Annotated in this window: 18 protein-coding genes; 8 read left to right on the top strand and 10 right to left on the bottom strand. The window is 65.1% G+C overall.

Annotated elements, in window-relative coordinates:
- Positions 1 to 93: 93 nt before the first annotated feature.
- On the bottom strand, positions 94 to 1446 hold the full coding sequence (locus tag V8683_RS19470) for a replication initiation protein (RefSeq protein WP_411191915.1): 1353 nt from the start codon (positions 1444 to 1446) through the stop codon (positions 94 to 96).
- A 1583-nt stretch (positions 1447 to 3029) separates the two neighbouring features.
- Between V8683_RS19470 and V8683_RS19475 the strand changes: the two genes are divergently transcribed.
- Positions 3030 to 3386, top strand: coding sequence for a hypothetical protein (locus V8683_RS19475; RefSeq protein WP_411191914.1), 357 nt, complete (start codon positions 3030 to 3032; stop codon positions 3384 to 3386).
- A 7-nt stretch (positions 3387 to 3393) separates the two neighbouring features.
- Positions 3394 to 4599 (top strand): DNA-binding protein, encoded by a 1206-nt coding sequence (locus V8683_RS19480; RefSeq protein WP_411192535.1) that lies wholly within the window; start codon positions 3394 to 3396, stop codon positions 4597 to 4599.
- 84 nt (positions 4600 to 4683) lie between these two features.
- Here the strand turns inward: V8683_RS19480 and V8683_RS19485 are convergent, their stop codons facing one another.
- The 3 genes from V8683_RS19485 to V8683_RS19495 form a co-directional block, all read right to left on the bottom strand.
- Positions 4684 to 5688, bottom strand: a complete 1005-nt coding sequence (locus tag V8683_RS19485; RefSeq protein WP_411191913.1) for a tyrosine-type recombinase/integrase — start codon at positions 5686 to 5688, stop codon at positions 4684 to 4686.
- Positions 5689 to 5790: 102 nt separating this feature from the next.
- Entirely contained in the window at positions 5791 to 6186 is a 396-nt protein-coding gene (locus V8683_RS19490; protein WP_411191912.1) for a DUF2471 family protein, read from the bottom strand.
- Between the two features lie 91 nt (positions 6187 to 6277).
- Positions 6278 to 6928, bottom strand: coding sequence for a helix-turn-helix domain-containing protein (locus V8683_RS19495; RefSeq protein ID WP_411191911.1), 651 nt, complete (start codon positions 6926 to 6928; stop codon positions 6278 to 6280).
- 111 nt (positions 6929 to 7039) lie between these two features.
- On the opposite strand from V8683_RS19495, the gene V8683_RS19500 reads away from it, so the two are divergent.
- Entirely contained in the window at positions 7040 to 8239 is a 1200-nt protein-coding gene (locus V8683_RS19500; RefSeq protein WP_411191910.1) for a glycine C-acetyltransferase, read from the top strand.
- A gap of 16 nt (positions 8240 to 8255) precedes the next feature.
- Positions 8256 to 9284, top strand: coding sequence for an L-threonine 3-dehydrogenase (tdh, locus tag V8683_RS19505; RefSeq protein WP_411191909.1), 1029 nt, complete (start codon positions 8256 to 8258; stop codon positions 9282 to 9284).
- Positions 9285 to 9323: 39 nt separating this feature from the next.
- Here tdh and V8683_RS19510 read toward each other — a convergent pair whose 3' ends face one another.
- Positions 9324 to 9992, bottom strand: coding sequence for a YceI family protein (locus V8683_RS19510; protein WP_411191908.1), 669 nt, complete (start codon positions 9990 to 9992; stop codon positions 9324 to 9326).
- Between the two features lie 172 nt (positions 9993 to 10164).
- Between V8683_RS19510 and V8683_RS19515 the strand changes: the two genes are divergently transcribed.
- The 3 genes from V8683_RS19515 (at position 10165) to V8683_RS19525 (ending at position 12116) form a co-directional block, all read left to right on the top strand.
- Entirely contained in the window at positions 10165 to 10833 is a 669-nt protein-coding gene (locus V8683_RS19515; protein ID WP_411191907.1) for a TetR/AcrR family transcriptional regulator, read from the top strand.
- 90 nt (positions 10834 to 10923) lie between these two features.
- Entirely contained in the window at positions 10924 to 11403 is a 480-nt protein-coding gene (locus V8683_RS19520) for a nuclear transport factor 2 family protein (protein ID WP_411191906.1), read from the top strand.
- A gap of 185 nt (positions 11404 to 11588) precedes the next feature.
- Positions 11589 to 12116, top strand: a complete 528-nt coding sequence (locus V8683_RS19525) for a hypothetical protein (protein WP_411191905.1) — start codon at positions 11589 to 11591, stop codon at positions 12114 to 12116.
- Positions 12117 to 12339: 223 nt separating this feature from the next.
- Here the strand turns inward: V8683_RS19525 and V8683_RS19530 are convergent, their stop codons facing one another.
- Positions 12340 to 13380, bottom strand: a complete 1041-nt coding sequence (locus V8683_RS19530; RefSeq protein ID WP_411191904.1) for a helix-turn-helix domain-containing protein — start codon at positions 13378 to 13380, stop codon at positions 12340 to 12342.
- Positions 13381 to 13642: 262 nt separating this feature from the next.
- Positions 13643 to 13957, bottom strand: a complete 315-nt coding sequence (locus V8683_RS19535) for a putative quinol monooxygenase (RefSeq protein ID WP_411191903.1) — start codon at positions 13955 to 13957, stop codon at positions 13643 to 13645.
- 46 nt (positions 13958 to 14003) lie between these two features.
- On the opposite strand from V8683_RS19535, the gene V8683_RS19540 reads away from it, so the two are divergent.
- Positions 14004 to 14159: a hypothetical protein gene (locus tag V8683_RS19540; protein WP_411191902.1), complete on the top strand. Its 156-nt coding sequence runs from the start codon at positions 14004 to 14006 to the stop codon at positions 14157 to 14159.
- Here the strand turns inward: V8683_RS19540 and V8683_RS19545 are convergent.
- The 3 genes from V8683_RS19545 to V8683_RS19555 are packed head-to-tail and all read right to left on the bottom strand — an operon-like array spanning position 14156 to position 16924.
- The gene (locus V8683_RS19545) at positions 14156 to 15571 is read right to left on the bottom strand and encodes a dihydrolipoyl dehydrogenase family protein (protein ID WP_411191901.1); all 1416 of its coding nucleotides are present in this window, start codon (positions 15569 to 15571) and stop codon (positions 14156 to 14158) included. The two genes, V8683_RS19540 and V8683_RS19545, sit on opposite strands and share 4 nt — an antisense overlap.
- Complete coding sequence (locus V8683_RS19550; protein ID WP_411191900.1) at positions 15558 to 16073, bottom strand: DoxX family protein; 516 nt, start codon at positions 16071 to 16073, stop codon at positions 15558 to 15560. Before V8683_RS19550 ends, V8683_RS19545 begins: the two co-directional genes overlap by 14 nt.
- Positions 16070 to 16924, bottom strand: a complete 855-nt coding sequence (locus V8683_RS19555; protein WP_411191899.1) for an HvfC/BufC N-terminal domain-containing protein — start codon at positions 16922 to 16924, stop codon at positions 16070 to 16072. The genes V8683_RS19550 and V8683_RS19555 overlap by 4 nt, the downstream gene beginning before the upstream one ends.
- Positions 16925 to 16938: the final 14 nt, after the last annotated feature.

A 16938-nucleotide genomic window follows, 5' to 3' on the forward strand; every position in this document is an offset into this window, starting at 1 on the left:
GACCATGCGTCGCGCCGGAGATCGCGTTGCCGGATTACCCGGCGATGTTATTGAACTACGTGATGTTCAGTGCAACCCAGACGGAGGCGGCGCTCACGCCGCGCGCGACTGGCTCAACGTAAAGGCGAGCAGATCGCCATCCGTCGGCTCACCCCAGGTTTTGCGGGCCAGCCAATCGAAAAAGGCGGTATCGCCCATCTTTGACTCGAGCCCGCGGCGGCGCCAGTCGTCACGAAGATGGGTGCCCAGCCCCGGCAATTCGTCGGTCTCGAACGACTGGCGTGCAACCTCCCGCTCCAGCTCACCCTGCTCGTCGTACAGCGCACGCGCCTCCTTGCGCCGCCATGCCGAGTACTCGTCCAGCAGACGCGCTTTAGGATCGGCCGCGCCGAGCGCCCCCACCTTCCCATTGGCTACCGTGCCCGAGACCGCCGCTTCGACCGGCGGCGCGTACCCCTTCTTCAGCGCGTCCTTGAACAGCGCCCCCGCGCTGCGAACCGGCGGCAGGCTGGTGCTGCGCATGCGTTGTTCGGTCAACTGCAGGGCTGCGCGAATCCGGTTTTCCTCGCTGTCGGCGTAGAGCGACTGCGCTTCCTTTAGCGGAATCCCGATCTTCACCATGCGATCGACGAGCGTGCTGTCGAACACGTTCGGATGCTCGTCGAGCGCCAGCATGGGCTGCTTGCGCTCCGTGACGCGAAACTGGATTTCGGCAACACGGCGGCCTTCGCGATGTTCGATCAACTCCACGAAAATGTTCGTGACGGCGTTGACTTCGGCGATCGCCGGCCGCAGGTAATCGCGCTTGAAGTACTTGTACTCGCGCTTGGCCTCGTCGCCGGCTTCGGTATCGGGCGTACCCGAGAGAATCGGCCGCCACCATTCCCAGGTTTCGCGCATCGTGAGGTGGCTGGGATTCGTCAGGTAGCGCACGCAGATTTCGTAGAGCGCGAGACCGGCACTGCTGCGCAACTGGCTCTGAAACTGGAGACTGAGACGGGCGTACTGGACCGGATCCAGCAGTTTCTTCTTGATCTTCGGCGCAAACGAAAACTCCACCCAGACGCGCCGCGTCGTGGGATCTTCGAGAATTTCGGCATCGGCAATCAGCGTCGAGATCCCCCATTTACGTCCGGGCTTCTGGCTCGACGTTCCCTGACTCCATTCGACCTGCACGGACACCATGCGGCGCAGATGTTCCTTGACGAGCGCCGTGTCGTTGGAATCGAATGCCGAATTAGCGACGATGTCGGAAAGAAGCGCCCGGTAGGTGTCGCCCGACTCGTCAGCCTGCTGGGCCACGGCAAGCAGCACGTTGAACAGCTTGCGGGTCAGCAGGGTGATCTTGCCGCTCTTCGGTTGAATCGCGATCGCCTCGACGGCCTTGCGCAATTCGGCCGAACTGGGGCTTACCACATCGGTTTTTTTCACGCGCTTCGTGGCCATGCGTCAGGTCGAGGAGAGATTTTCGCGAAAGGATACCGTCTGTGGTGATAGGCGTCTATAGGGCCTCTCTCACCATTGCGGGTGATGCATGCGATCCGTGCGCGGCTCACCGGGAGGCACTCCCGAAAGGGCTCACCATACGCAGACGGCCCGAAATCGCCCGGCCATTGCAGGCCGTGCGATCGGCGCAGCTGGCCCCGATCCTGCAGTGCCTCAGAATCTCGCCCATGCTCCCGTATCGTCTCACCTCAAAAAAATTTTGCCCTGACGCAACGGAAGCACGACATGGCTCGCGCTGTAGAAGCCGGGCCCCCCCGCAGCGGCTATGCACCTTGCCAGGGCTGCGGCCAGCCGGATCTCCCGCCTTGAGGCGCCCCGGGTGGGCCTGCAGACCGATGCGCGGTCACGGTCTACCCCCACCGCCTTTGTGAATCCGCGCCCGCAGAAAGCGTCAAACGGCCGCCCTGCGACTCACGGGAAGCGCTCGCCGGGCACTTGCCGTGCTTCCCTTCCGGCGGCTCCCGTAAAACCTCACTCATTGCCGGCGAAAGAGGAGACACCGGGCAGAGGAGACACCGGGCAATGTTCCATGCCTTGTCAGATCGACGCTACGCCCAGGATATCCCCCGAAAAAGCTCACCTTTATGGAAATCGACGCCTGACCGCGCCACTCTCCGGGTACCCCCGAAAAGGCTCACCTTTCAGGACCACCAGGGAAAAATCCAATAGATTCCGCCACTTATCCACATCGGTTCGGAGTAGCCAGAGCCACAACTCACTCCCGAAAATTCTCACCTTCCACTGCGCGGACCAGAATCGAACAGGTAGCCCAACCTCCGACCCAGGCTCCTGAAAAATCTCACCTCAATCGATCCAGCGCATCGCGCGCCGCAAACTTCGACCCCGTTCTGTCGGTGCTTTCAGGTCAGTGACCGCAAACCAGCCCCTGAAAAGCCTCACCTAAGCCGGTTTCGCGCCGACTTTCGGCTCCCGAAAAGACTCACCGAAGCCTCGGCATTGACCGCAGACGCCTTCCCTCCCCATCGTATGCGCTCCGCGGTCGCCGTATCCTGAATCGCCTCACCTCAAGCCGGTCAATCCAGGCAAAAAACCGGACGATGCCATCCAAACCAGGCCATCCTGCCGCTCCAGACCTCCCGTAAAACCTCACCGAAGGCTGTTCAGGGGGCTCAACAGGCCTCAAATCCGCCCCTGAATCCCGAAAAATCTCACCTCATGACGCGCTGCTGTCCCGATTCGGCTCACCCGGTACTCCCAAGGCCCGATTTTTTGGCTCAAATCCGCGACAAATGATGGTCCTGAATCCGCTCACCGTTGCAATTCCCGCAACATCGCGTCGATCTGCGACTCTGCGGCGGTTCACGCGCTTCGAGCTCCTGTATTTACTCACCCTTGCTCCGAAGTCAAGAATCCCCCGGTTCCCGAAGCCGCTCACGTCCTTTCTCGAACTGCCTCACCGGCCTCCCCGAACCCCATCACCCGCCTGTCCCGCACCTCCTCACCCAATATCCCGTAAAGCTTCACCCGACCCCGTTGTATCCCTTGCCTGGTAAGGGTTTGCCGTGGCGTTAACGTCTTTAACAGGTATCAAAGGTGTTTACTTTTATTACTCTCAAGCACGTCTACCCCGCGAGCTTCCGGAAATCCCCCTTACCAAACCCATCAATCTGATCGAAACCAGCGCTCCGTCGAACCGTGAAACAGCCAAAGAAATTCAGCGCATGGTAGAAACACAAGCATTTACAATAGCTTATGAAACAAACTTCGATTTGTTTCACGGTCACGGCATGCGACAGCGCGTCAGAAAAGCCGCTGGAGCGAAAAAAGCGAAAGGGATCGGCAATTTTCCAGGCGAGATAGTAAATACGTATCAAAAAATACGTAATTTGTTATTATTAAGCCATTCCGACCTGCCTTGAGGCAAGAATAATGCAAGACGTAGATCGCCAGGCTATCCGTGACGAACTCGAATCCCTGCGCAAGGAGGGTGCACGACGTCAGGCACTGTCGCTCCACGCCTGCAAGCGTCTCTTTTTCGACTTCGGCATCCGTCCTTCGATGGCTGCCGTCCGTGACCTGACCCAGACGGGCAGCGCGAGCGACATTCCCAAAGACATCGAGCTGTTCTGGCAGCGCATCCGCGCCGCTTCGAAAATCCGGATCAGTGGCGGCGCGATTCCGGCCGTCCTTGAGGAGCGAGCGGGCGAACTGCTCGGTGCCCTGTTCCAGGAAGCCCAGACCGTCGCACGAGAAGCACTCGACGCGGAACGGACCGAAATCGACACTCGACGGCAGGCTGCCGAACAGGTCCTTCGCGATGCTCAGGCGCGTAATACCGCGGCCGACGAGCTGCTGCAGCGCAGCGAGGCCCGTACCGAAACGGCCTGGGCTCGGGTTCGCGAGCTGGAAAGCCAGCTTGCCGCCTCGTCCGCGCACGGCGCCGTCCATCAGGACAGTCTCCAGAGCACCGTGCGCCGTCTCGAAGCGGAAAAAGACACGCTGGCGAAGCGGGTCGAGGTCGAGCAGACGAGCAATGCCGGCCTGCGTGACCGCATCGACGCCTTGCAGGACGATCTGCGCAGAAGCACCGAGCACTATGCCCAGCAGATCAAGGATGCGCTGGCCGAGGCCGAGCGGCGCGTGAAACCGATGCTGGTCGAACTCGATTCGTTGCGGACGACGTCGTCGACCTGGCAGGCGGCGCAGCGCGAGGCGAGCCGAAAGGAATTCGATTTCATCCAGCAACTGGCGACGGCCAAGGCGCGCGCCGATCGTCTCGACGCGCTCTTGCGCGAGCGCTCCGACGAAGTGGATCTCCTGACGCGCCAGGTCAACGCGTTGCGCGGCCAGCAGGGTATCGATGCGTCAGTGGCGGACGTGCTCTGTTCGCTGGCCGGCGCCGGGCGGCTCAGCGACGACGAGCTCGAACGGCTCGGCACGGTCGTGGATGGCCATGTCAGTTTGCCGGCGCGCTGCCCGAAATGCCTCGAAGGGGAGCCCGAACTTTCCGAAGTCGATCACCGCTACGAACTCTCATGTCCCGAATGCGAACACACGTCCGGAACGGGCGTGTCGCGCCTTGCCGCGGTCAGCCGATTTCTGCAGGACAAGCGTGCTTCCGAAACGGCCTGAGGTGAGTCGTTCCGGGGGCCGGCGCATGCTTTCCGGGTGAGGTTTTACGGGAGTCCCGCCGCCCCCGCCTCCCCGCGAGCCTTGTCAGATAACGTCCGGCCCGGTATCCGGCCGGAGTCCGGCGTCCTCGCGTTCCGCCCACAATCGCCACGAACGATGCAGCCGGCCTGCCGAAATCGGCTGCAGAAAACCGAGCCACTGCCCCACCCGCTCGGCGTTTTCGCCGCGCTCGAACAGATCGGCCGCATACGTATTGCGCAAGGTCTGGGGGCTTGCCCGTTCCGCGCGGCGCTGCCCCACGCCCGACGCCTCGACGATCGCGTCGACGGCTCGCAGCACCGTAGCCTTGTGCATCGGCCGGCCCGAGGGCGAGCCCGGAAAGACGAGCTGCCCCGGCAGCCCGGCCTGCTTTCGTGCTTCGAGCCAGGCGGCAACCACGTCCGCGGCAAAAGGGGCGAGACGCGTGACACGCGTGAAGAGCGGATTGTCGGCTTCGATCGTGAGCCATTCCGAGCCCGCCTGCACGCAGTCGAGCGTGAGCGCGATGGCGTCCCCCGTCTTCAGGCCGCCGCCGAGAAACACCGCGACGAGCGCCCGGTCGCGGCGTTCGCGCCAGCGCCTCGCCGCCGACGGTTCTTCGAGCGGCGCGAACAACTGGGCGAGGATCGCCGCCCGTTCGGTGGCATCCAGGAATCCGGTCGGCTCGTTTTCCCGGGCATTGCGCCAGGCCGCCTCGCCGTCCTGGGCAATGAAGCGCGCCGGGTTGGTGGACGCGAGTTCGATTTCGCGAACATGGTCGAGCACCCGTTCGATCAAACGCAGATAGCGCAGCCGCTGCGGCTTCTTTATATCGAGTCCCGCGACGAACTCCGCGATCGTGCCCGTATCGACGGAGAGAATCGTTTTGCGCCTGAGCGCCATCCATTCGAGAAACCGTCCCCACTGAACGCGGTAGACGTCAGCGGACGAGCGGCGGAACTGCTGCGTTGCGAGCCACGCGTCGAAGGCCCCGGCCGGATCGCGTTGCCAGTCCGCGCGCTGCTGGTCGAAGAGGTCGCGCGAAGGGTGGGAAAGGTCGGAAGGCGCCATGGCTCTCTTTCCGTTAGTTGCGTTCTTGGCATGGATTGTAGCGGAATGCCGGTGCAGCTCACCGCATGCACCAGCCGCGCCGGAGGTCACGATTCGCGGCGATCAGCCACCCCAGGTGCGCATCCGACGCGGCGTGTCCTGCCGGCGGGTCAGCGCTCGCGCCTCCTCGTGGATCCGGGCAGCCCGCTCGTAGGCCGAGACGGCGAAGGCGAACACGGCAGGCAACGCGTTGGAGCGCCCGAAATCCACCGGATCGTCGGTTTCCGGGTACGCCAGCTCGCCCGGCCGCTGAAACAGCCCGAGCATGATGGCGTCGTGCCGGCTCGCGAAACCGAGGTCGGCGAGCGCCTCGGCCTCGATGGCGTGCAGGAGGCGCCAACTGAGCGGCACCTGCTGTGCGATGTAGCGCTGGGCAATGCTGCGCACGACGTGCTCGAGGTCGCGCGCGGCCGCCTGAAAACGCAAGGCGGCCAGATCCTGTTCGTTGGGGGTTGGCATGGCGGCTCCAGTCGATCTTGGAACTGTATAAATATACAGTATTGGAGCGGGCTGTCCAGCCGCGCTTGCGGCGTTTACGACGATGACGGCCTCAGCCGTGGATCACGACGAGCAGCGCGCGCGCCTCGCCCTTGCCTGCGTTGCGGATCGCGTGCGCCTGGTCGGCGACGTAACGCGCCGTGTCGCCGGTCTTCAGGCGCTGCGCGGACCCCGCGGCCTCCACATCGAGCGTGCCCTGCAGCACCGTGAGGTGCTCGCGCGTACCCGGCTCGTGTGCGTTCGATACCAGCGCGCCGCCCGGCTTGAGCGTGAGCTCGTACCACTCGAAGTGGCCGGCGAGCTCGATCGGTCCCCAGACGCGCAACTGGTAGCCGGCCTCCTGGCCCGTCAGCGTCGGGATGTCGTGCGGCCCCGCTACCGCGATTGCCTCGGGCGCGCGCGGTGCGGCGAACAGCGAGTCGAGCTTCACGCCGAGCGCATTGGTGAGCCGCCATGCCACGGCGATGGTCGGGTTCGCCTTGTCGCGCTCGATTTCCGATAGCATGGATTTCGACACGCCCGCGGCGCGCGAAAGGTCGTCCAGCGTCATCCTGCGTTCGCTGCGCAGCCGCTGGATCTGCTCGCCCACGCGCGGCGGCGTGACCGGCGAGAGGACGGGCGCGCCGGCGGACGAAGGCGCCGGTTGCGGTGCCGCGTCGGCGGCCTTGGGCGGATTGCGCTTGCTTGCCATTTGCGGCTCCATCGTTTAGAGTTTGTTCGACATATCGAAATCAGGTTCGAAAAAACGAAAATTTCCGGTGAGGCTGACGGCGACTATAGCAGGCCGCGGCCCGTCCAGTCAGGAGCAAGACCCATGCGAACCCCCTATATCGAGCACCTGCGCGCCACGCTCGACCAGATCCGCGCAGACGGTTTCTACAAGAGCGAGCGCGTGATCGCGACGCCGCAGTCGTCGGCCATTGGCCTCGCCGACGGCAGCGGCGTGCTGAACTTCTGCGCCAACAACTACCTGGGCCTCGCGGACGACGCGCGGCTCATCGCGGCGGCGAAGGACGGCCTCGATCGCGACGGCTTCGGCATGGCGTCGGTGCGCTTCATCTGCGGCACGCAGAGCGTGCACAAGGCGCTCGAAAGTGCGCTGGCGCAGTTCCTGCAAACCGAGGACACGATTCTCTATTCGAGCTGCTTCGACGCGAACGGCGGCCTCTTCGAAACGCTGCTTTCCGAAGAGGACGCCATCATCAGCGACGAGCTGAACCATGCGAGCATCATCGATGGCGTGCGGCTTTCGAAGGCGCGCCGCTACCGCTACAAGAACAACGATCTCGCCGATCTCGAAGCGAAGCTGCGCGAGGCCGACGAAGCGGGCGCGCGCTACAAGCTGATCGCGACCGACGGCGTGTTCTCGATGGACGGCATCATCGCGGATCTGAAGGGCATCTGCGATCTCGCCGACCGCTACGACGCGCTCGTGATGGTGGACGACTCGCATGCGGTGGGCTTCATCGGCGAGCACGGGCGCGGCACGCCCGAGCACTGCGGCGTACTGGACCGTGTCGACATCATCACGGGCACGCTCGGCAAGGCGCTGGGCGGCGCATCGGGCGGCTATATCGCGGGCAGGAAGGAAGTGGTCGAGCTGCTGCGCCAGCGCTCGCGCCCCTATCTGTTCTCGAACACGCTCGCGCCGAGCATCGCCGCCGCGACGCTGAAGGTGCTGGAGCTGGTCGCGAGCGACGAGGGCGCCCAACTGCGCGAGCGCGTGCGGGCGAACGGCGCGCTGTTCCGGCGCGAGATGAGCGCGCTCGGCTTCACGCTCGTACCGGGCGAGCACCCGATCATTCCGGTGATGCTCGGCGACGCCCAGGTCGCCACGAAGATGGCCGACGCGCTGCTGCACGAGGGTGTCTACGTGATCGGCTTCTCCTTCCCGGTGGTGCCGAAGGGCCGCGCGCGCATTCGTACGCAGATGAGCGCCGCGCACACCCCCGAACAGATCGAACGCGCCGTGGCGGCGTTCGCGCGCGTCGGCAAGCAGCTTGGCGTGATTTGACAAGGAATCCTGAAAAATGAAAGCACTCGCCAAACTCGAACGCGGACCGGGTCTCACGCTGACCGATGTGCCGAAGCCCGAAGTTGGCCATAACGACGTGATGATCAAGATTCACCGCACGGCGATCTGCGGCACCGACATTCATATCTGGAAGTGGGACGACTGGGCACAGAAGACGATTCCGGTGCCGATGCACGTGGGTCATGAATACGTGGGCGAGATCGTCGAGATGGGCCAGGAAGTGCGCGGCTTCAGCATCGGCGACCGCGTTTCCGGCGAAGGCCACATCACCTGCGGCTTCTGCCGCAACTGTCGCGCGGGCCGCAGGCATCTGTGCCGCAACACGACGGGCGTGGGCGTGAACCGCGAGGGCGCATTCGCCGAATATCTCGTGATTCCGGCCTTCAACGCGTTCAAGATTCCGCCCGAGATTTCCGACGACCTCGCCGCGATCTTCGACCCGTTCGGCAACGCAACGCACACGGCGCTGTCTTTCAACCTCGTCGGCGAGGACGTGCTCATTACGGGCGCCGGGCCCATCGGCATCATGGCCGTGGCGATCGCGAAGCACGTGGGCGCGCGCAATGTCGTGATCACCGACGTCAACGACTATCGCCTCGAACTCGCGCGCAAGATGGGCGCGACGCGCGCCGTGAACGTCTCGCGCGAGTCGCTGCGCGACGTGATGAGCGACCTGCACATGACCGAGGGCTTCGACGTGGGCCTCGAAATGTCGGGCGTGCCGAGCGCGTTCACGGCGCTGCTCGAAGCGATGAACCACGGCGGCAAGGTGGCTCTCCTTGGCATTCCGCCGGCGCAGACCGCCATCGACTGGAACCAGGTCATCTTCAAGGGTCTGGAAATCAAGGGGGTCTACGGGCGCGAGATGTTCGAGACCTGGTACAAGATGGTCGCCATGCTGCAGAGCGGGCTCGACCTCTCGCCCATCATCACGCACCACTTCGGCGTGGACGACTACGAGCAGGGCTTTGCGGCAATGCTTTCGGGCCAGAGCGGCAAGGTCATTCTCGACTGGACGGCTTGAGCTTTATTTGAGCCTTATTGGAGCTTCAAGCTTCAAGCTTCACGTTCCCGTGGCCGGTTTTTCGAATTCGGCTTCGATGCGCACGTCGATCTCGTCGCCGACCGCGGGATACCACGTCGCCAATCCGAACCTCGCGCGGCTGAAATGGCCTTGCGCGGAGAAGCCGACGGTCGGCTGCTTCGTCAGCGGATTCGGTGCGTAGCCGTTGAACGTCACGTCCAGCGTGACCGGCTGCGTCACGCCGTGGATCGTCAGATTCCCGCTGAGCGTGCCGCGGCCCGCCCCGGTGGGCTCGAAATGCGTGCTGACGAAGCGGATCTGCCCATAGCGCGCCACATCCAGCATCTGTTCCCCCTTCACCATCCGGTCCAGCGCCGGCACGTTCGTGTCGAGGCTGGCCGCGTCGATGGTCGCGTCCACGGCGGCCTGCCGCAGTCCGCCGGTCTGCCAGTCGAGCTGGGCGCTGGCCCGGTCGAAGCGCATCACGAAGCGCGAGTAATGCAGATGATCGACGTCGAATACGATGCTCCAGTGCCACGGGTCGAGCGCGTAATGGCCCGGCGGCACCGCCGCCTCGACGCTGCTCACGCTGTGCGTCACCACGCGCAGCGGCGTGCACCCGGGCAGCAGAAGCGCACCGCAGAACGCGGCACAAAACGCGCCAGCCGCCGCGCGGCGTTTCGATGTCGTCGGGGAATGTCGATTCATGCGATCTCCTGGGTTGCCCCGATGTTAACGCGTTGACGACACCGCATATTCCGGCCGCGCATTTTTTGCTTGACGACGGAGAATGATCGTTCTACATTTCGCACCGGGAGAATGATCGTTCTACCCCGGGCGGCGTGTTTGACCCGTCCGGTTCTGTCTGGAGAGCACTGCAATGAATCCGTCTTCCCCTGGCGCCTCCGGCGCACCTCAGCCCGACGCGCGCGAGCGTCTGCTCGATGCCGCGGAAGCGTTGGTCTACGCGGGCGGCATTCATGCCACGGGCGTCGACGCGATCGTTCGCGAGGCGGGCGCGGCCCGCAAAAGTTTTTATACGTGGTTCGAATCGAAGGATGCGCTCGTGGCCGCGGCCCTCGCGCGGCGCCACGAGCGCTGGATGCGCTGGTTCGTCGAAGGCACCGGGCAGCACGGAGCATCGCCCGAAGCGCGGCTGCTCGGCATGTTCGAGGTTCTGCGCGAGTGGTTCGCGTCCGAGGGCTTTCACGGCTGTGCGTTTCTGAACGCATCGGGAGAACTCGCTTCGCCCGACGATCCGGTCCGCGTGGTGGCGCGCGAGCACAAGGCGCACCTGCTCGACTTCGTGCGCGAGCAGTGCGACGCGCTGATGGCGGCGCGCGGCGCGGATCGCCGGCACGCCGCACGTCTCGCGCGGCAGTGGCTGATCCTGATCGACGGTGCGATTGGCGTGGCGCTCGTGAGCGGCGAAGCCGATGCCGCGCTGGACGCTCGCGCCGCTGCGAAGCAGTTGCTCGAAGCGCTGCCCGGTGTGAAGACGCCACCAAGCCGTTCCCGCAGTCATTCCCGCAATCAACCCCACAGTTGAACCTGCAATTGAACCCCCGCAGCTAGTCCGTTAATCAACCCCGCTCGCGCTCGCCATCCCGGCGGGCCGACCGTTTCGTGGAGAAAGATCATGAGTGATGCTGTCGAAGTCCGCCCGCCCCTGCCGCCGTTCACGCGCGAAACCGCCGCCCAGAAGGTGCGCGCGGCCGAAGACGGCTGGAATACGCGCGATCCGCAGCGGGTCTCGCTTGCCTATACGCCGCAGAGCGTGTGGCGCAACCGCGCCGAGTTCGTCACGGGCCGCGCGGCCATCGTGGAATTGCTCACGCGCAAGTGGGCGCGCGAGCTCGACTACCGCCTGATCAAGGAGCTGTGGGCCTTCACGGAGAATCGTATCGCGGTTCGCTTCGCCTACGAATGCCACGACGATTCGGGCAACTGGTTCCGCTCGTACGGCAACGAAAACTGGGAATTCGACGCGAACGGGCTGATGGCGTACCGCCACGCGAGCATCAACGACCTGCCGATCGCCGAGCGGGACCGCCTCTTCCGCTGGCCGCTGGGCCGCCGTCCCGACGACCATCCGGGCTTGAGCGAACTCGGCCTGTGAGGCGCCGGCTCGTGCGGTCATCGTCGCGACTCACGAGCTCCTCATAATCGCCGGCGGCGTCGACTGTCCGCGCGGGCCCGATCCGGGCGCGGCCTCCATTGCGTGAGCATCGAGTTGCGGTACAGTGCGCCATGACCTGAATCCAGCAAAACCAGGCAGATCGGCGAGAGCGAGGACAAAGACCCATGCATCTTTGGCGCAGGCACGGCGGCACGGCAATCATAAAGACAATCAGAATTGCGGCGGCCGGCGTGCTGCTGCTGGCTGCGGCGGGCAGCGCCCGTGCCGACGGCTGGTGCAGCAGCGGCCTCTGGGTCGATGCGATGGCGGCCTCGTATCACATCCATCCCGACAAGGACTTCGAACAATTCAATCCGGGGCTCGGCGTGGAGTGCTGGCCGGGCGACACGTGGGCGCTCACGGCGGGCGGGTTTCGCAACTCGCTGCGCCGGCCGTCGTTCTACGGCGGCGGGGTGTGGGCGCCGGAATTCCTGCATTGGGGCTACGTGCGGCTCGCCGCGATGGGCGGCATCATCTCGGGCTACAACTACGGCGACTGGGGCCTTGGCCGCAATCACACGATCGGCCCGGTCGCGGCACCCATCGTGATGGTGGCGTACAAGCGCGTGGGCATGAATTTCATCGTGATTCCGCCGATTCCTTCCGACGACCTGCCGTTCACGATCGGGTTTCAGTTCCGGGTGAAGTTCTGAGCGCGTGAGCGGATCCGGAATGGTGAGGATTTCCAGGGGATTGGCGGCGAGGTGAAGCGTTGAATGCTTCTCGTATCACCGTGCGGTATTCCCCTTCGAAGCTGTCCTGAATATTCTCACCTGACGTCGGTTGGAGAAAATCTGCGCCCTCTGTCCACATCGCAGCAAGGATGCTTCAACCGGATCCATGGGCGCAACAAGACGCTGTTGGTAGCACCATTCTTCAATCGCTTCCGGAAGATTTTTGCGATCGTGGAAGGCGTGGCGCCGCGCGACGCTGGCCCTGTTCGCGTGCGAATGCGGCCGGCGTGCAGCCGACATGGCGCTGGAAACGTCGGGTGAAATGACTCTGGTCGGCAAAGCCCGTCAACAGCGCGATTTCCGCAAGCGGCAACCTGGTTTCGAGAATCAGCGACCTGGCGCGACGGATCCGGCACTGCTCCACGTAGCTGATCGCCGTGACGCCGATCGTGCGCTTGAATAGCCGGCTGAAATGGAACCGGCTCACGTTCACGAGTGCCGCCAGATCGTCGAGGCAGATTGGCCGGTCGAGATTGTCCTCGATGAATTCCGTCAGCCGGGCGACTTCGAGCTTGCCGAGCGAGCGGTCCGGCGCGAACTCGGCGGGTTCGAACGCGTTGTAGCTGCGCAGCAGGTGAGCCGCCAGCGCCGCGGACAGGGAGTCGACGATGAGCACCTGCGCCGGATGCGCTTTCATGTCGATTTCGCTGACGAGGCCTTGGGCAAGCCGCTCGATCACGGGATCGCGCACCAGAAATAGGCTGCGGATTTCAACCCGGACATTCTGGCGGCCGAGTTGTTCGCCGGCGAGCGCAACGAGCGAAGGGGGGACGCGCAGGCGGACGGACTGCCCGGAATCGCCCTCCCATACTGAGTCGCAGCCGGCCGGCATGAGGTAGGTGGTGCCGGCCGAGATCGTGCCGTCGTGGACGACGCCCGCCCGCGTCTGCACCAGCCTGGCGCTGCCGGAGGGGCAGTAGCCGATCAGGTGATGGTCGACCCCGGCATAGCGTTCGGAGCAGCCGAAGTAGGGGCGGTGGACATCGACCGTCACCCCGGTCCAGCCGCGGCCGCGCGTGGTCGCGACCGGCCGCTGCGGCCGTGCATGCAGGATCTCGTCGATCGTGATCAGCCGGGGCTGGCCCGATTGTCGGGGGACGGCTTCTGCGAGCTTCGTGTGATCGGGTGTCAGGGCGTTGCTGCTGCCGCCCCGCCGTCCTGGGGATTCGAATGCGGTGATCATTGGTGCCTCTCCTGGGCGGATCCGGATTCGCACATCGAGCTTGGCGCCTGACTAGTTTGGCACAACCGGCGCGGCGTTGCTGACGCGTGCGCTAGCCGCGCGGGTCCATGATGGCGCGCGGTTGCGCAGCGAACTTCGCGCCCGGATCAATTCGCAGGACGGCGCGGAACAGCGTGGACGGCAACGCCGCGCGCGAGGCTGCAGCGGTACGGGTTCGATTGCGGGAAGCGTGTCGGCGTCGGCGCTCACGCGCGCGCCATCATCAATCGTTCGCCTGCATCGGGTTCTTGATGCCCAGTACGTCGATGAGCTCGATGGCCGGCGGTGCCGCGAGCAAATCGGCGGCGCGCGACATCAGGGCCTGCCCGATAGGGCCGGACAGATGCGCATTCCGGTCTGCCTCGGAAGCGAAAGCGTCGAAGATGCCGAAGCTCGAGCCGGACAGGCGCAACGCGAACCAGATGGGCGTCGTCGATTCGCGATTCGCCATGTCGAGCGCCTGGGCGAGGAATGCCGCCACTTCGTCTTCTTTGCCAGGCTTCGCGTCGAGGCGCGCAAAGAGTGCATAGCCAATCATCGTTCTCCTCCAGATTCATACGCGGCGTCTTGGGACGATACGTGGCTTGCCCTTCGATGGCTTGCCGTTTCTTGCTCGAACTGGACGATTGATGCTTTCGATTCCGGCGGCGGTGAGCGGCTCCTTTTCGCTGGTCGATGCGGGCGCCACATTTCTCTGGCTGATCGCCGGCGGCGTGGGCGCGAACGCAAACGCAGATTAAAGCGAAGACATCCGGGCGTGCATCATCCATCCGCCTGCGGCCATGGCGGCCTGACGCAGCGATTCCGACCACGCGGGATACGGATGGCAGATCCGGGCGAAGTCTTCGCAGAGCATCGAGGCTTCCATGGCGACGGCCACCTGCGAGATCAGATCCGCCGCGCCCGCGCCGACGAGATGCGCGCCCGCGATGAGGTTGGTGCGGGAGTCGACCAGCAGCTTGACGAATCCCTCGGACGTATCGCGGATGATCGCGTTTGCATTGGCGGCGAGCGGATAGCGGCCGACTTTGTACGGCACGCCGCTTTGCCGAAGCTCGTCCTCGGTTTTGCCGATCATCGCGACTTCGGGACTCGCGTAAAGCACCTGAGGGATCGATGCATAGTTGACGAATCCCGGCAGCCCGGCGATCTGCTCGGCGCACGCAATCGCTTCCTCTTCGGCCTTCGACATCACCATCGGCCCGGCGGCGGCGTCGCCCACGACCCAGAGTCCGCGCGTGCCTGCGAGCGGCCCACGCTGAGGCAATGCGCCCTCCGCGCCGGGCTGGATGCCGACGCTCGACAGATTCAGCCCGTCGACGAATGGCCGGCGGCCGATTGCGACGAGCACCGTGTCCGCGTCGAGCGTCGTCGCGCCGTGGGGGCTTGCGCTGCGAAGATGGACGGCCACGCCTTCGGACCGCCGGTCGAGACCGACCACGTCGGTGGAGAGCCGGATGCGGATGCCCTGTCGCCTGAGCGCGCGCTGCAGGGTGGCCGCGACTTCGCTGTCGAGCCAATGACAGATGCGGTCGCGACGCTCGATCAGGGTGACGCGCGAACCGAGACGATGCCAGATCGAGCCCAGTTCGACGCCGACGGCCCCCGCGCCGACGATGGCCAGATGCCGCGGGATCCGGTCGAGCGACAGCGCATCGGCGGAATCGACGATGCGGGCGTGATCGAATGCGGCGGCGGCCAGCGGGATCGGTTCGGAGCCGGTGGCGACGACGACCGCGGGGGCGGACAAGGTCTGCTGCGCCCCATCGGTTCGGGTGAGCACCACCGTGCCCGCGCCGGCGAGCCGCGCGTGGCCGGAAATGAGCCGGACCTGCTGCGCGCGCAGCAGGCCGCGCGTTTTCCTCGACATCGTGTCGACCATCGCCGCTTTGCGGTCCATCATCCGCGCAAGCTGCAGCGTCGTCGCGGAGTCGATTCCGCGCGCGGCGTTCCGTGTCCGGTTCGCGATGTCGTACAGCTCGGAGGCATGCAGCAGCAGCCGCGAGGGCAAGCAGCCCGTGCGGATGCCGGCGCCGCCCGGCTGCGGCGCGCGTTCGATGCAGGCAACGTTGAAGCCGAGCTGGCCCGCGCGAATCGCGGTGTTGTATCCGCCCGGGCCGCAGCCGATGACGATGACGTCATAGCGATTCATCAAGGCGGCTGCGGCGGTACGACCAGCGCTCGATCAGCCGGTCCAGTGACAGCGCGCCTGGACCGATCGCCATGATCCCGACAGCAAGGGAGGCCCAGTACAGGTGGAAGTTCGCCCAGCCGTCGGGAAAAACGAGTTGAATGACTCCCGTCATCACCAGTAGCGCGAGTGCCGTCAGCCGCGTCGCGAGTCCGAGGATGAGCAGGATGGGGAGCGTGATCTCCGCCACGGCAACGAAAAGCGCGACGGTGTCCGGCGCGGGAAAGCCAAAGGCTGCGCCGAACAGGTGAACCTTGAACTGATTCTCGAACAGGTACAGCGTGGCCGGCGAGAGGGAGAGGAAACCGTCCCATCGTGTGCGGCCGGATCGAAGGAAGGGCAGCGCGAGGGCGAGCCGCAGCAAGGGGGGCGCGACCCGCCACGCGAGCTCCCGAAGCCGGTCCAGCCCGGAACGGATCAGCAGCTCGACGCGGGGTTTCGTCGGTGGCGCGTACGGGTTCATGCGCGCCTCGCACCCGGGAGAACGTCCCGGTCGTCCCGCAGGTTCCATCCGGCTATCGCGTCGGTTGCGAACAGCTCGCCTAGCGCGCGGGCCAGGTCGAAGCCCGGATCGTCGTTTTGTGCGAGCAAGGCGGCGGCCGCAATCGGATCCCCCGCAGCGAGACACTGGACGAACGTCGCCGCGCCGGCCGTTATCCGACGAACCTCGACTTCGGCATGCGGGCGGACGACGAGCGCGTGCTGGCCGCCACCGAAGACGTCGATGGCGGCCGGATTGCCGCCGTCGATATTCATCTGCCACAGGTCGACGACGGGAAAGGGCGAGCGCACGACCCGCAACGACGGATGCAGCGTGAAGCCGACGCGAGGAAGGCATTGCGCTTCGAGTGCACCGAGCGCGCCTGGCGCGGCCGGTGCGGATTCCGCCGCATGATAGGCCTCTGCCCATGCGCGTTCGAGCCGCGCGACGTCGGCCAGATACGGCACGCCTTTCGCCGGCTCGAACGCTTCGATGAAGCCCGGAAACGCTTCCCCGTATTCGAGCATGACCGGGGAGCCGGGCGGATCGAGGGCGACGTGGATCCGCGCCATCGCCGTGAAGAACTCGTCGCCCACGATGCGGCGCACCGCGGGGAAAGCCGCTTTCAGCGCGCCGATCAGCCCGGCAAAGACGTTGTTGCGATAGACATTGAAGCGTTTGACGTCCGGCTTCCGGTCGGGGCCGACGAGGCCGCGCGGTATCGGCACGGCGGGGTCGAGCAGCGCGGCGGCGAAGTCCTTCTGGCGATCGTGCAGGGAGCGCGCGTGCGGGCGCGCACGGTGCGCGGCACGGCACGGCGATGGCGGAAACATGCGGGCGGATGATC

The sequence above is a fragment of the Paraburkholderia sp. AV2 genome (assembly GCF_054968425.1).

Excerpts from the sequence above, each read along its gene's own strand:
- V8683_RS19470 (WP_411191915.1), bottom strand. The coding sequence starts at position 1,446 with ATGGCCACGAAGCGCGTGAAAAAAACCGATGTGGTAAGCCCCAGTTCG.
- V8683_RS19485 (WP_411191913.1), bottom strand. The coding sequence starts at position 5,688 with ATGGCGCCTTCCGACCTTTCCCACCCTTCGCGCGACCTCTTCGACCAG.
- V8683_RS19490 (WP_411191912.1), bottom strand. The coding sequence starts at position 6,186 with ATGCCAACCCCCAACGAACAGGATCTGGCCGCCTTGCGTTTTCAGGCG.
- V8683_RS19495 (WP_411191911.1), bottom strand. The coding sequence starts at position 6,928 with ATGGAGCCGCAAATGGCAAGCAAGCGCAATCCGCCCAAGGCCGCCGAC.
- V8683_RS19500 (WP_411191910.1), top strand. The coding sequence starts at position 7,040 with ATGCGAACCCCCTATATCGAGCACCTGCGCGCCACGCTCGACCAGATC.
- tdh (WP_411191909.1), top strand. The coding sequence starts at position 8,256 with ATGAAAGCACTCGCCAAACTCGAACGCGGACCGGGTCTCACGCTGACC.
- V8683_RS19510 (WP_411191908.1), bottom strand. The coding sequence starts at position 9,992 with ATGAATCGACATTCCCCGACGACATCGAAACGCCGCGCGGCGGCTGGC.
- V8683_RS19515 (WP_411191907.1), top strand. The coding sequence starts at position 10,165 with ATGAATCCGTCTTCCCCTGGCGCCTCCGGCGCACCTCAGCCCGACGCG.
- V8683_RS19520 (WP_411191906.1), top strand. The coding sequence starts at position 10,924 with ATGAGTGATGCTGTCGAAGTCCGCCCGCCCCTGCCGCCGTTCACGCGC.
- V8683_RS19525 (WP_411191905.1), top strand. The coding sequence starts at position 11,589 with ATGCATCTTTGGCGCAGGCACGGCGGCACGGCAATCATAAAGACAATC.
- V8683_RS19530 (WP_411191904.1), bottom strand. The coding sequence starts at position 13,380 with ATGATCACCGCATTCGAATCCCCAGGACGGCGGGGCGGCAGCAGCAAC.
- V8683_RS19535 (WP_411191903.1), bottom strand. The coding sequence starts at position 13,957 with ATGATTGGCTATGCACTCTTTGCGCGCCTCGACGCGAAGCCTGGCAAA.
- V8683_RS19545 (WP_411191901.1), bottom strand. The coding sequence starts at position 15,571 with ATGAATCGCTATGACGTCATCGTCATCGGCTGCGGCCCGGGCGGATAC.
- V8683_RS19550 (WP_411191900.1), bottom strand. The coding sequence starts at position 16,073 with ATGAACCCGTACGCGCCACCGACGAAACCCCGCGTCGAGCTGCTGATC.
- V8683_RS19555 (WP_411191899.1), bottom strand. The coding sequence starts at position 16,924 with ATGTTTCCGCCATCGCCGTGCCGTGCCGCGCACCGTGCGCGCCCGCAC.